The organism is Paraburkholderia sp. MM5482-R2, assembly GCF_050436125.1.
Classification (GTDB): Bacteria; Pseudomonadota; Gammaproteobacteria; order Burkholderiales; family Burkholderiaceae; genus Paraburkholderia; species Paraburkholderia tuberum.
The window spans coordinates 991,876-1,006,066 of record NZ_JBNDLP010000004.1 but is presented as its reverse complement, the minus strand read 5'-3'; the positions used below and the strand labels follow the sequence as shown (position 1 = coordinate 1,006,066).

The 14,191-nt window shown below is 65.3% G+C and carries 12 protein-coding genes; all 12 read left to right on the top strand.

The window, feature by feature from the left end:
• Positions 1-155: 155 nt before the first annotated feature.
• The 12 genes from rbsK (at position 156) to hpxZ (ending at position 14,129) form a co-directional block, all read left to right on the top strand.
• Positions 156-1,070, top strand: a complete 915-nt coding sequence (gene rbsK / locus OKW37_RS40680; protein WP_429402433.1) for a ribokinase — start codon at positions 156-158, stop codon at positions 1,068-1,070.
• 53 nt (positions 1,071-1,123) lie between these two features.
• Positions 1,124-2,443: an MFS transporter gene (locus OKW37_RS40675; protein ID WP_184054140.1), complete on the top strand. Its 1,320-nt coding sequence runs from the start codon at positions 1,124-1,126 to the stop codon at positions 2,441-2,443.
• Positions 2,444-2,481: 38 nt separating this feature from the next.
• A complete protein-coding gene (locus tag OKW37_RS40670; protein ID WP_429402434.1) occupies positions 2,482-3,441 on the top strand; it encodes a dihydrodipicolinate synthase family protein in 960 nt (319 codons plus the stop codon).
• Positions 3,442-3,506: 65 nt separating this feature from the next.
• Complete coding sequence (locus tag OKW37_RS40665) at positions 3,507-4,622, top strand: LacI family DNA-binding transcriptional regulator (protein ID WP_429402435.1); 1,116 nt, start codon at positions 3,507-3,509, stop codon at positions 4,620-4,622.
• 919 nt (positions 4,623-5,541) lie between these two features.
• Positions 5,542-7,392 (top strand): allophanate hydrolase, encoded by a 1,851-nt coding sequence (gene atzF / locus OKW37_RS40660; RefSeq protein WP_429402436.1) that lies wholly within the window; start codon positions 5,542-5,544, stop codon positions 7,390-7,392.
• Positions 7,393-7,424: 32 nt separating this feature from the next.
• Positions 7,425-8,522: a BMP family ABC transporter substrate-binding protein gene (locus OKW37_RS40655; protein WP_429402437.1), complete on the top strand. Its 1,098-nt coding sequence runs from the start codon at positions 7,425-7,427 to the stop codon at positions 8,520-8,522.
• Positions 8,523-8,552: 30 nt separating this feature from the next.
• Positions 8,553-9,707, top strand: coding sequence for an ABC transporter permease (locus tag OKW37_RS40650; RefSeq protein ID WP_429402438.1), 1,155 nt, complete (start codon positions 8,553-8,555; stop codon positions 9,705-9,707).
• Positions 9,700-10,626 carry an ABC transporter permease gene (locus tag OKW37_RS40645; RefSeq protein ID WP_184054130.1) on the top strand — a complete coding sequence of 309 codons (927 nt, stop codon included), beginning with the start codon at positions 9,700-9,702 and terminating at the stop codon, positions 10,624-10,626. Before OKW37_RS40650 ends, OKW37_RS40645 begins: the two co-directional genes overlap by 8 nt.
• 83 nt (positions 10,627-10,709) lie before the next feature.
• Complete coding sequence (gene biuH / locus OKW37_RS40640) at positions 10,710-11,402, top strand: biuret amidohydrolase (RefSeq protein WP_090811211.1); 693 nt, start codon at positions 10,710-10,712, stop codon at positions 11,400-11,402.
• Positions 11,403-11,404: 2 nt separating this feature from the next.
• Positions 11,405-13,066, top strand: a complete 1,662-nt coding sequence (locus tag OKW37_RS40635) for an ABC transporter ATP-binding protein (protein WP_429402439.1) — start codon at positions 11,405-11,407, stop codon at positions 13,064-13,066.
• On the top strand, positions 13,063-13,728 hold the full coding sequence (locus OKW37_RS40630; protein WP_429402440.1) for a cysteine hydrolase family protein: 666 nt from the start codon (positions 13,063-13,065) through the stop codon (positions 13,726-13,728). Before OKW37_RS40635 ends, OKW37_RS40630 begins: the two co-directional genes overlap by 4 nt.
• A gap of 2 nt (positions 13,729-13,730) precedes the next feature.
• Positions 13,731-14,129, top strand: a complete 399-nt coding sequence (gene hpxZ, locus OKW37_RS40625) for an oxalurate catabolism protein HpxZ (RefSeq protein WP_429402541.1) — start codon at positions 13,731-13,733, stop codon at positions 14,127-14,129.
• The last annotated feature ends 62 nt before the right edge of the window (positions 14,130-14,191 follow it).

Here is a 14,191-nt window from a genome sequence, read left to right as displayed (position 1 = left end):
TTGCCCCGGTTGCTGTTTTCCGCGTTAATGTAAGCGCTAACACTTCCAACAAGTAGCAATACCCACTTCATTCAGACATGTCATCGTCAAAAATTCTCGAAAATGTAAGCGCTACCATTCAATCTGCGGACCGGCATTCCTGGGACCGGATCGTCGTGGTCGGCAGTGCGAACATGGATCTCGTTGTCCACGCAGAGCGACTTCCGGCGCGCGGCGAAACCTTGCTCGGTGGCGCGTTCGCTACATTCGCCGGCGGCAAGGGCGCCAATCAGGCGGTGGCGGCGGCGCGTCTCGGCGCATCAGTGGCAATGCTCGGCTGTGTCGGCCGCGACGAATTTGGCGCGCAGCTTCGCGACGGCCTTCAGCACGAACACATCGACACCGCGCACGTGCACACGGTCGATGGCACGTCGAGCGGCATCGCCGTCATCACCGTGGCCGCGGACGGTGCAAATACGATCGTCGTTTCGCCCGGCGCCAACGCCGCACTCATGCCCGATCACCTGGACGCCGCGGCTGCCGGCATCGCTGACGCCGGCATGCTCATTTGCCAGCTCGAAGTGCCGCTCGATACCGTGCGGCACGCGATTGCGCTCGCGGCAAAGTTCGGCACCCCAGTGCTGCTGAATCCCGCCCCGGCGCAGGCCCTTCCAGATGCACTTTACGAACAGACCAGCTTTCTCATCCTCAATGAATCGGAAGCGGCGTTGCTGGCGCACGTTCCCGTCGATAGTCCCGCTTCTGCGCGCGAGGCGGCGACGCGTCTGCGCGCGAAAGGCGTGGAGACGGTGATCGTCACGCTTGGCGCGCAGGGTGTCTGGTATGCGACGACCGGAGAGGAAGGCCATCTGCCCGCGCTGCGCGTCGATGCGATCGACACCACGGCAGCCGGCGACACCTTCGTGGGCGGCTTCGCAGCCGAGCGCGTGCGCGGCGCGAGCATCCGCGGCGCGATCGACTTCGCTCAGCGAGCCGCGGCGCTCAGCGTTACGCGTCGAGGCGCGCAGGCATCCATCCCGACACAGTTCGAAGTGCGGGCGCAACCCACGTTCGCGGCGGCGGTTTCATAGACCCGGCTGCGCGACGTCGCAGTCCATTCATAAGACGACACGGAGACGACAGCATGAACCCAACCCCTGCGCCCGAACAGGCACCATCCCGCGTGCGCCGCGCCCAGATCGTGGCGCTTGCGCTGCTGATGGTGAGCGGCATCGTGAACTATCTCGACCGGGGGACGCTCGCGGTCGCCAATCCACTGATCCGCAAGGATCTCGGTCTGTCGCTCGGCGAAATGGGGCTGCTGCTATCGGCGTTCTCCTGGAGCTATGCACTGTTTCAATTGCCGGTCGGCGGCCTCGTCGACCGCATCGGCCCGCGCAGGCTGCTGGGTTGCGGCCTGATCCTGTGGTCGCTCGCGCAGGCGGCGGGCGGCATCGTGTCCACCTTCGGCTGGTTCGTCATCGCGCGCATCGTGCTCGGGATCGGCGAGTCGCCGCAGTTTCCGTCCGCGGCGCGCGTCGTGAGCAACTGGTTTCCGCTGCGCGCGCGAGGCAAGCCGACCGGCATCTTCAATTCAGCGTCGCCGCTCGGAACCGCGCTTGCACCGCTGTGCCTGTCGGTCCTGGTCGTCGAATTTCACTGGCGTTGGGCCTTCATTATTACGGGCGCGCTCGGCCTCGTGGTGGCGGTGATCTGGCTCGCGGTCTATCGCGACCCGAACCCGGCGACGCTGACGCCGGAAGAAAGGCGCTATCTGAAGGGCGACGTCGCGGAGACGAAGCCCGCCGAAAGCCTGAGCTTCGCGGACTGGCGCGCCCTCTTCTCGAACCTGACGACGTGGGGCATGCTGATCGGCTTCTTCGGCTCGGTGTATCTGAACTGGGTCTATCTGACCTGGCTGCCCGGCTATCTGACGATGCAGCGCCACATGACGCTGATCCACACGGGCATCGCGGCCTCGGTGCCGTTCTTCTGCGGCTTCCTCGGCGCGCTCTGCGCGGGATGGTTCTCCGACCTCATCACGAAGAAGAGCGCCTCGCCGGTGGCGAGCAGACGTAACGCGGTCGTCGTCGCGATGCTCGGGATGGTCGCGTTTACCGTGCCCGCCGCGCTCGTCGAAAGCAATACGATCGCGATCGTCTGCATCTCCGTGGTGATTTTTCTCGCCAACGCGGCGTCCGCCTGCTCATGGGCGCTCGCGACGGCCGCTGCGCCCGCCAACCGCGTCGGCTCGCTTGGCGCGATCCAGAACTTCGGCGGCTTTCTGGGCGGCGCGCTCGCGCCCATTCTCACGGGCTACATCGCGCAGGCGTGGTCCTTCGTGCCGGCTCTGCTGACGGCTGCCGCGATCGCCTTCGTCGGCGCCATGAGCTATCTGTTTCTGGTGCGCAAACCGATCGAAAGCGAACCGGAACCGGGCAGCCCGGCACGGGCACCCGCTTGATGAACTGCCCGTTCAACCCTGCTAAGGACAACACCGACATGACCCTCCCCACTTCTTCGACGCGCTCGTCGCAAACGATCGAAGGCATCGTGCCCGTGATGCTGACGCCTTTCGACGACGACGGCGCCATCGACTATGCCGGGCTCGAACGGCTGATCGAGTGGTATCTCGCGCACGGCTCGGACGCGCTGTTCGCCGTGGCGCAGTCGAGCGAGATGCAATTTCTCAGCCTCGTGGAGCGCGCGGCACTTGGCCGCTTCGTGGTCGAGCGCGTGGGCGGCCGCGTGCCGGTGGTGGTCTCGGGCCATGTCAGCGATGATCCCGACGCGCAGGCCGAAGAGCTGAACGCCGCCGCGGCGACCGGCGCGGACGGGATCGTGCTGGTGACGAACCGGCTCGATCCAGCCCGCTACGGCACGCAAGCGTTCTCAACGAACTTGCGCCGTCTGATGAGCCGCTTGCCTTCCGACATACCGCTCGGGCTATACGAATGCCCCGCTCCCTACCGGCGCCTGCTATCCGACGACGAGCTCGAGATGTGCATCGACACCGGCCGCTTCGTGATGTTGAAGGACGTGAGTTGCGATCTCGACACGGTGAAGCGCCGCGTTGCCCTGGCGAAGGGTTCGCCCATGAAGATCCTTAACGCGAATGCCGCGATTGCCTGGGATGCGATGAAAGCCGGATCCGCGGGATTCAACGGCGTGTTCACGAACTTCCATCCGGACCTGTACAACTGGCTGCGCAATCGCGCCGACGAGAACCCAGCGCTCGCCCGCGAGCTCTCGATCTTTCTCGTGGTCGCGGCGGTATCCGAGGCACTCGGCTATCCGGCGCTCGCGAAGATGTACCACCAGCGCATCGGCACGTTCCAGTCCATTCGCTGCCGCGCGATCGACTACGACGTGCGCGAACGCTTCTGGGCGCTCGACGCGGTGCTCGACAAGATCGTCGAAGGTACCGAGCATTTCCGCTCGCGCATCGCAGCGGGGGCCTGACGGATGCGCCGTTGTGTCGCGCCGCGAGTAAGATGACGGGCTCCCTGTACGAAACCTGAACGTCGATGCCTCGCTCTTCCGCCTCTGACTCTGCTCTCGAAGAAAAACCGTCACCTGCCGGGCGGGCGGCCGGGGCGCGCTCCCGCCGCAGCACGGGGCGCACGGTGCTGTCCGACGTGGCGAAGCTCGCGGGCGTGTCCACGGCGACGGTATCGCGCGTCTACAACGAGCCCAGCAAAGTGTCGGACAGCGTGCGCGAGCGCGTCGAGCGCGCTGCGCTGGAGCTGAACTGGTTTCCGAATGCAGCCGGACGTGCGCTCGCATCCACACGCAGCCACATTGCGGGCATCGTCATTCCGACGCTCGATGATCAGGTGTTTGCCTCGCAGGTGAGCGGCATGCAGGCTGCGTTCGCCGCGCGCGGCATCACGCTTTTTCTCGGGTGCTCGAACTACGATCCTAAAGAGGCTCTCTCCCAGGTTCAAGCGATGCTCGCGCGCGGCGTGGAGGCGATCGCGGTGGTGGGCGAAGCGCATCCGCCGGAGCTCTTTGATGCGCTGCGAGTCTGGCGCGTGCCCTACGTCGTGCTTTACGCGTGGCGCAAAGGCAGTCCGCACGATTGCATCGGCGTTGACAACCGCGCTGCGTATGAAGCGATCACCGAGCATCTCGTCGCGCTCGGTCATCGGTCGTTTGCGGTCTGCATCCAACCGACGCGCGACAACGACCGTGTGCAGGCGCGGCTCGCAGGCATCCGCATCGCGCTGGAGCGTCATGGCCTCGCGGTGCGGCCGGAGCACCTCGTCGAAGGTGAATCCACGCTCGATTTTGGCCGGCGCGCGTTGCGCTCGCTCTGGCAACAGCCGGGGTCGCGTCCGACAGCGATCATCTGCGGCAACGATCATATTGCGCTCGGCATTTTGCGGGAGGCGGAAGAGTTGGGCATCGCCATTCCCGAGCGACTTTCGGTCACCGGCTTCGACGATCTCGCGATCGCACGCGAAGCGCGCCCGCCCCTCACGACGATGTACGTGGACACGCGCGAGATCGGCACGGTCGCCGCGAGGCATCTGCTCGACGCGCTGGACGGCCGGGCAACGCGACAAGGATATGCGGTGCCTGCGGTGCTAAAAGTACGCGGGTCAACAGGGCCGTATCTCGATGCGGCTGGCAAAAGATGATGTCGTCGTGTGCGCTTGCGGAAGCAGACGTGCATTTTTCGAAGAATTGCTTATCGCTATCAGGCCAGCCGGCTTTGCAGTAAGGTTGTCGCTTTCATGTACCGAACGGCATGAACGGCTGAAAGCTCAATGACGGCGTTGAGTCCAGAGGCGGCGCGAGTACTCAAACGTCTGAATCATCCGCTCGCGTTCCGTGCAAAAAGCTGGTCTCGCCGACTTGGATATCCCGCCAAGCGCCCTATACTTGAAGAGAGCCGCGCGGAAGCCGGCCCCTGATGCAGAAGCGGACGAGAAATCGTTCATTGGGGCGCGGTAGCGGGGCCACGGAAACGCCCGTGTGAATAACACGGGCGTTTTCTTTTTTGTGCCCCGATCGTGCAGCTTGGGAAAGTGACCGGCTGGTCACGCCCGTTGATCAGCGGTCTTGCCTTGTGTTCCAAACCCGGAGCACGAAGATGGTGGCACGGGCTGGGCATATGCGGGTCTTATTTCGAGATGGATTTCGTATCGCCCGCCCAAACACACCCACTTGTGAACTTCGCGGGGCGGCGGGCCGTCATGCTCGTCCAGTTCCTCTCCGAGCCGGTGGTAATGGTCTTCGCAGGCTTCCTCGCTTCGGCCAGGAGTGCCTTAACTACCGCTCGCTCAGTCCTGCGAGCGTCAGGATCCGGTGGGTGCCAACGAGGGGGCGATAGCCGAGCGAACCACCGCTCGCGCCCTTCCCTCTGGTTGGTGCACGATGAGCGGGACACGTGCACCAACCCAAACCAATCGCGACCCACACTGGATCACGGGTAGACAAGTACCAGCGTCTACGCCAATGTAAAAATCGTTGCCGGGCAAGGACTTCCTGCCAACCTCCCCTGCCTGGCACAGTTGCTGCAAGCATGAGCTCAAACTTGTATTCAAGATTGAACTCATGCTTCCCGACGCCTTCTTCAAGGTTCGAGCGCTGCTCGAATCCTACGCCACCAAAAGCACGACGCCTCGCGACATCGTCGACACGGTGTTCGCCCGGATCGAAGCCTCCTGTCGCCCCGAAGTCTGGATATCGCGCGTGAGTGCCGCCGATCTCGGCAGCCGGGCTGCCGCGCTCGAAGAAGCGCGCGCGCGCCTGGGCGCCGCGATCTTTGAGCGGATGCCGCTGTTCGGCGTACCGTTCGCGGTGAAGGACAACATCGACGTCGCCGGCATGCCAACCACCGCAGCCTGCGACGCCTTCGCCTACACGCCCGCAGCCTCGGCATTCGCCGTCGATCGTCTGCTCGACGCCGGCGCCATCCTCATCGGCAAGACGAATCTCGACCAGTTCGCCACAGGCCTGGTCGGCACACGCTCGCCCTATGGCGGCGTGCGACAGTTCGAATCCGATGCGCACATCTCCGGCGGATCAAGCTCCGGCTCGGCAGTCGTTGTTGCGGCTGGGCTGGTTGCGTTCTCACTCGGCACGGATACCGCTGGCTCGGGGCGTGTTCCGGCAGGCTTCAACGACCTCGTGGGTCTCAAGCCAACGCCTGGCATCGTAAGCAAGCGCGGCGTGGTACCGGCATGCCGGAGCCTGGACTGCGTGTCGATCTTCGCGCATGACGTGGGCGACGCCTGGGAGGTTCTGCTGCAGATGGCGAAGTACGATGGAGACGACAGCTATGCGCGCCGAGTGCCGGCACTCGGACTGCCCCATGCACCACTGCGCCTCGCCGTGCCGGATCAGTTGACCTTCCAGGATGACGCTCAGGCGCATCAGGCCTTTGCCGCCACGCTCGACACGATCGCTTCGCGCCTTGCGCTTTCGCCAACAAGCGTGCCGTTCGAACCCTTGCAGCGAACTGCCGCGCTGCTTTACGACGGCCCGTGGGTAGCGGAGCGCCGTGCCGCGCTCGGTTCCTTCTTCGAGACGAATCGCGCCGACATCGATCCGGTTGTCGCCGAGGTGATTGCCAAAGCGGACGGCTACAGCGCTGTCGATGCGTTCGACGGACAGTATGCACTCGCCGCACTGCGCCGCGAAGTGGCAACGCTGTTCGAGGCGATCGACGTCCTCATCGTGCCGACCACGCCCACGCATCCGACCTTCGACGATGTACGTGCGGACCCGATCGGGGCGAACAGCCAGCTTGGCGTCTATACCAACTTCGTGAATCTGCTCGATCTGTGCGCTCTGGCGGTGCCGGGCGTTCGCCGCGCGGACGGCCTGCCAGCCGGCGTGACGCTGATCGCCCCAGCGGGCGCGGACCAGCGCCTGGCAGTGCTCGGCGCACGCGTCCAGGCGCTCTTCATGGCGCACGCTACACCCGACGACGCTGCCAGGATTGCCGCGCGACCGCTGCCCTTCGAAGAGCCGACGGTGACACTCGCCGTGGTCGGCGCTCATCTGCGCGGGCAGCCCCTCTGCTGGCAACTGCTCGAGGCTGGTGCGCGTTTCGTCGAGACCACCACCACGTCTTCGCACTACCGCCTTTACGCGCTCGCCGGTACGAAGCCGGCCAAGCCCGCTCTGGTGCGTACGCCGCACGAGGCCGGCCAGCCCATCGAAATCGAGCTCTGGGAAGTGCCGCTGCGCAGCTTCGGCGCATTCGTTGCCCACGTGCCGGCGCCGCTCGGCATCGGCAGCGTGCAGACAGCCGATGGACTCATCGTCAAGGGCTTTATCAGCGAGCCCTCGGCGGTCGCACCAGGCAGCGGCGCACACGACATCACTGCATTCGGCGGCTGGCGTGCATGGCTCGCAACGGCGGCCGGAACGCAAGCCCAATCCGATCGGCAATTCTGAATATATGCATTGAACTCACGAGGAGTCCAACCATGACAAACCGTCGCGATTTTCTCAAGGGCGCTGGCGCCCTCGCCCTTGGCAGCACGCTCCCATTCGACCTCGCTTTCGGTGCCGAGCCGCTTACGGTCGGCGTCATCTACGTCGGTTCGCGCGGCGATTACGGCTACAACCAGGCACAAGCGCAAGCTGCGGCTGTCATCAAGAAGCTGCCGAACGTGAAGGTCGTCGAGGAAGAAAACGTGCCCGAGACCGTCGCCGCCCAAAAGACCATGGAGGCGATGATCGAGCAGGACGGTGCGACGCTCATTTTCGCGACCTCGTTCGGCTACTTCGATCCCCATGTGCTGAAAATGGCAGCCAAATATCCGAAGGTTCGCTTCGCCCACTGCGGCGGTCTCTGGAAGAGCGGCAATCCGGCCAACATCTCCAGCTACTTCGGCTATATCGACGAATGCCAGTATCTGAACGGCGTCGTGGCGGGCCATGCGAGCAAGACGAAGAAGCTCGGCTTCGTCGCGGCCAAGCCTATTCCGCAGGTGCTGCGCAACATCAACTCATTCACGCTGGGCGCGCAGTCGGTGGATCCGTCGATCGCCACGCACGTGATTTTCACGGGCGACTGGTCGATGCCGGTGAAGGAGGCGGAGGCCGCCAACAGCCTCGTCGATCAGGGCTGCGACGTGCTCACGTGTCACGTGGACGGACCCAAGGTCGTGATCGAGACAGCCGAGAAACGCGGCGCGATGAGCTGCGGTTACCACGCAAGCCAGGCGGTGCTGGCGCCGAAGGGCTATCTGACGGGCGCCGAATGGGACTGGGCGACGCCCTACAAGCTGCTCGTCACAAACGCGCAGACGGGCAAGCCGCAGCCGAACATTCTTCGCGGCGGTCTGCGCGAAGGCTTCGTGAAGATGTCTCCGTATGGCGCGAAGGTGACACCCGATGCCCGCACGCAAGCCGACACCGTGAAGGCGAAGATGGTCGCGGGCGACTACGTCATCTTCAAGGGACCGATGAAGGACAACAAGGGCGGCAGCGCCATTGCGGCCGGCACGAGCTACGCACAGACCGATATCGCGCTCGAAAGCATGAATTATCTGGTTGCCGGTGTGGTTGGCCAGATCTGACGGCCGTAAGCGTCCTCGCCAGGAGTCGTGATGGCCGCATCCCTTTCTCCCGCTCAAGGGCCGTCGCGAAGGCTGCCTGCAAGTCTCGCGCGCCTGCTGCTTGCCCTGTTGCCTGCGTTGCCGACAGTATGTGCAATCGTGGCAACTCTGGCGATCTTCGGCATCTTCCTGCTCGTGCAGGGACAGCCGGCCATCCAGGCCCTTGGTCTCATTGGCGAAGGTGCGTTCGGCTCGTCGTTCGCATGGCAGAACACCTTGCTGCGCGCCGCACCGCTCATGCTTACGGCTCTGTGCGTCGCGCTGCCTGCCCAGGTCGGCCTGATCGTGATTGGCGGCGAGGGCGCGCTCGCGCTGGGCGGGCTCGCGGCCGCCGTCGTGCCGCAGTGCCTGCCGCAGGCTACGCCGTGGATCGTCGCGACGCCGCTGATGGCGATTGCAGGCATGCTCGCGGGGGGCCTGTGGATCAGCGCAGTGGGCGCGATGCGTCAGTGGCGTGGTGTCAACGAGACCATCAGCAGCCTGCTGATGTCGTATATCGCCATCGCCGTTTTCAAGTTTCTCGTCGAAGGGCCGCTGCGCGATCCCGCCAGTCTCAACAAACCGTCGACGCTGCCCCTCCCCGACGCCATGACCATCGGCTCGCTGCCGGGACTCGACGTGCACTGGGGCCTCTTCTGGGGCGTGCTCGCGTGTCTCGCTGCCTGGGTGCTCGTGCGCCAAAGCACGCTCGGCTTCGCCATGCGCGTAACGGGTGGCAACGTGCACACGGCGCGCCTCGTCGGGCTGCCCGTGGGCGGGCTCGCGCTCACCGCCTGCGCGCTAGGCGGCGCATCAGCGGGACTTGCCGGAATGTTCGAAGTTGCGGCCGTGCAAGGCAGCGCGAATGCGTCGCTGCTCTCGGGCTACGGCTATGCGGGCATCCTTGTCGCGTTCGCGGCACGCCAGAATCCGTTCGCCGTGATCGTGTGCGCCCTGATGGTCGGCGGCATCGAGGCGAGCGGCAGTCTGCTGCAACGTCACCTCGAACTGCCCGACGCCGCCACGCTCGTGCTGCAAGGGCTGCTTTTCGCGAACCTGTTGGCCTGGGAGGCACTTGCTCCCCGTCTTGCCGCCTGGCGCGTGAAACTTCAGGCCGCCGCGCTCGACACCTCGTCTGCTTCACTGGAGCGTACCCGCCATGTCTGACCTTCATTCGCCCGCTGCGGTACTGCTGATCTCGCTCTTTGCGGGGGCCATTCGCGTGAGTACGCCCTATCTGTTCGTGAGCCTCGGCGAGTGCCTCACCGAGAAAGGCGGCCGCGTGAATCTCGGTCTCGAAGGCATCCTGGTCTCCGGCGCGATGTGCGGCTATGCGGGCTCGTATCTCTCGGGTTCGCCGTGGATCGGCGTGCTCGCGGCGGCGGCGGCCGGTCTGGTGCTCGGCTGCCTGCATGGGCTGGTCTGCTCGCTGCCGCGTGTTTCCGATATCGCGTTCGGCATCGCGCTCATGCTGTTCGGCACCGGCCTGGCGTTCTATCTCGGCAAGCCGTTCATCGAGCCGCAGGCTGCGATGCTCCCGTCGATCGATCTCGGCGCGTGGGCCGCCTCGCAGCAAGTGCACAACGCGTTGCATATCAATCTGCTCTTCGTGATTGGCGTCGTGCTTGCCGTCGCTTTGCAGTGGGGACTGCGCTCGATGCGCTGGGGCATGACGCTGCGGCTCGTCGGCGAGAACGCCGAGAGCGCGCGTGCAATGGGCTATCCCGTTACGCGGATACGCGTCATCGCGACGGCGGTGGGTGGTTTCTTCGCGGGCGTGGGCGGTGCCTATCTCTCGCTCGTCTATCCCGGCAGCTGGAACGAGGGACTGTCGAGCGGGCAAGGCCTGATGGCCGTCGCCCTCGTGATCTTCGCACGCTGGCAGCCGCTGCGCTGTCTTTGGGCCGCGCTGCTGTTTGGCGCTGCCGGAGCGCTTGGCCCCGCCCTGCAGGCAATCGGCGTGACCAGCGGCTATTACCTCTTCAACGCCGCCCCTTACGTGCTGACGCTCGCGCTCATGATCATCAACTGCAGGCCGGACCGCACGCTGGCGGGCGCACCCGGCGAGCTGAGCCTGACGCGCTGAGCGCGGACAGCTTCCGACCGACCGACCGACCGACCGAATCCAGAATCGCCCGCGCTCGCGTAGCGCGCGACCGGAGAATCAACATGACCCGTACCATCGAAGCCCGTCCCTATTCCTGGCCCTACGACGGGAATCTGCGCCCCGACAACACGGCGCTCGTCATCATCGACATGCAGACCGACTTCTGCGGTTACGGCGGCTACGTCGACAAAATGGGCTACGACCTCTCGCTCACGCGCGCCCCGATCGAGCCGATCAAGCGCGTTTTGGGGCCGATGCGCGAACTCGGCTTCACGATCATCCACACCCGTGAAGGGCATCGGCCGGATCTGTCCGATCTGCCGGCGAACAAGCGCTGGCGCAGCCGCCAGGCGGGCACGAACGGTCTCGGCATCGGTGACATGGGGCCATGCGGTCGGATACTCGTGCGCGGCGAGCCGGGCTGGGAAATCATCGACGAACTCGCCCCGCTGCCGGGCGAAATCATCATCGACAAGCCTGGCAAAGGCTCATTCTGCGCGACGGACCTCGAACTGATCCTACGCACGCGCGGCATTGCGAATCTCGTGCTCACGGGCATCACGACGGATGTGTGCGTCCACACGACGATGCGCGAAGCAAACGACCGCGGCTTCGAATGCACGTTGCTCGCGGACTGCTGCGGCGCGACCGATAAGGGCAACCATGACGCTGCGCTGAACATGGTCCTGATGCAGGGCGGCGTGTTCGGCACGGTGTCCAGTTCGGCGGCGCTCGTCGCTGCCCTGGAGCAGTGACCATGATCACCGCGACACGCGCGCTCGGCGTCGAGGTGATCGGCGCGAGCAAGTCGTTCGGGACGTTCCGCGCACTCGATGACGTTTCGATCAGGGTTGCGCCCGGGACGGTTCACGCGCTGCTCGGCGAAAATGGAGCAGGCAAGAGCACGCTCGTGAAGGGGCTCGTGGGCTACGGCCCGCTCGATCACGGCACGATTGTGGCCGATGGAAGCGAGGTGCGCATCGCATCCCCGCGCGATGCGCAAGCGCTCGGCATCGGCATGGTCTATCAGCATTTCACACTCGCGGCGGGGCTCAGCGTCGAGGAGAACCTGCTCCTTGCGCGCGGCAATCTGTCATGGAAGATCGACTGGGCGGCCGAGCGCAACGCGCTCGACGCCTTCATGCGCCGCATGCCGTTTCGCCTCGAACTCGATGCGCCGGTCTCGTCACTCGCGGCGGGAGAAAAGCAGAAGCTGGAAATTCTCAAGCAGTTGTATCTGGAGCAGCGCTTCCTGATTCTCGACGAGCCCACCTCCGTGCTCACCCCGCAGGAAGCCGACGAAGTGCTCGGCCTCATGCGCACGCTTGCCTCGCGCGGTGACCTCACGGTGCTGATGATCACTCACAAGTTCCGCGAGGTAATGGCCTATTCGGACAACGTCACGGTATTGCGCAAGGGCCGCTTCGTCGGCACCTGCGCGGTGGCCGACACCGACCGCGACCGGCTGGCCGCCTGGATGATGGGCAGCGACGCAAGCGCGCAAACGCGTGAGGGCGCCGCTGAAGACACCGATGAGTTCAGGCTTGCGCGCCGGCCGAACTCGCCCGACGCTCCGGTGCGGCTCTCGCTATCGAGCCTTTCGGTCGTCGACGAGCGTGGGCACGCTGCCGTGCGCGAGGCGTCGCTGAGCGTGCGCGCGGGCGAGATCCTCGGGCTTGCGGGCGTCTCCGGCAACGGTCAGAAGGAACTGATCGAAGCGCTCGTCGGGCAGCGCAAGGCCCAGTCGGGCGCGATGGCCGTGGAAGGTTCGCCCTATGCCGCGACGCGCGAAGAGATGACACGCATGCGCGTGTTCGCCCTTCCCGAGGAGCCGCTGCGCAATGCTTGCGTGGCAGGCATGAGCGTGGCCGAGAATATGGCGCTGCGGGATTTCGACCGCGCGCCGCTGCGGCGCGGCGGATGGTGGCTCGATCGTCGCGCCATGCGCTCGCGCGCCGAGCGGCTGATCGCCGAATTCGACGTGCGGCCTGCGCTGCCCGAGCGCGCCATCGGCTCGCTGTCGGGCGGCAACGTACAGCGCGCCGTGCTGGCTCGCGAGCTTGGGCACGCAGTGAACGTGCTGATCGTCGCGAATCCTGTGTTCGGACTCGACTTTGCCTCCGTCGCGGACATCCACGCCCGCATTCTCGCGGCGCGCGATGCCGGTGCGGCCGTGCTGCTCGTCAGCGAAGATCTCGACGAACTGCTGGAGCTTGCCGACCGGATCGTGGTGATGGCCGAGGGACGTCTCGTCTACGAGACTGCAGCAAACGAGGCGGATCGAGTGGTGCTTGGGCGTTACATGGCGGGCCATGGCGACGAAGGCAGGCCGCAGACGGCTGAGCCGGCCGAGCTGCACGCAAGCGCCCTGAGCGGCGCACGAACGATACACAACGCAAACGGAGAAATGTCGCGATGACAACCATCGCCAGCGCAAAGCCCGCGCCGTTCACGTTCGACGCGCGTCATACGGCGCTCATCGTGATCGACATGCAGCGCGACTTCATCGAGCCGGGTGGCTTTGGCGAGGCGCTCGGCAACGACGTATCGCTGCTTTCAGGCATCGTGCCGACCGTCGCGCGGCTGCTCGCGCATGCGCGCTCGGCGGGATGGCAGGTCGTGCACACCCGCGAATCGCATACATCCGACCTCTCCGACTGCCCCCCGGCCAAACGCATGCGCGGCATGCCAGATGCGCGCATTGGCGACGCAGGACCGATGGGCCGCATCCTCGTGCGCGGCGAGCCCGGCAACGCGATCATCGACACGCTCGCGCCGATCGATGGAGAACTCGTCATCGACAAGCCCGGCAAAGGCGCTTTCTACGCAACGCAGCTCGGCGAGGAACTGTCGATACGAGGCATCACGCATCTCGTGTTCGCGGGCGTGACGACCGAGGTCTGCGTGCAGACTTCGATGCGCGAGGCCAACGATCGGGGCTACGAGTGTCTGCTGGTCGAGGACGCGACGGCAAGCTACATACCGGCGTTTCGCGAAGCGACGATTGCAATGATTCATTCGCAGGGCGGCATCGTCGGCTGGACCGCTCCACTCGACGCCCTGCTGGGGGCAGACGGATGACGATGGAAGTGAACCGGCCCGAGATCGTCGCGCAGGTCGCGGCAGCTTTCGAGGCTTACGAGCGAGCGCTCGTCGACAACGACGTCGAGACGATGAACGCCCTGTTCTGGGACGCACCCGAAACGGTGCGCTATGGCATCGCCGACATCCAGCATGGTGGCGACGCGATCCTCCGCTGGCGGGAAACCTGCGTGCCGGTGCCCCGCTCGCGGCGGTTGCACCGCACCGTGGTGACGGCGTTTGGCGGCGACTACGCGACGGTGAGCACTGAGTTCACGAGCGACACCACGCCTTTGACGGGCCGCCAGATGCAGACCTGGGCGCGGCTGCATGAGGCGAACGATATGTTCGGCGGCTGGACGATCGTGGCGGCGCACGTGAGCCTCATCGAGCCCGTTTAAGGGCGGATAATAGGGAGCTGGCCCCCGTCGCCCACCATTGCACCGACGCGCCGCACCACTCT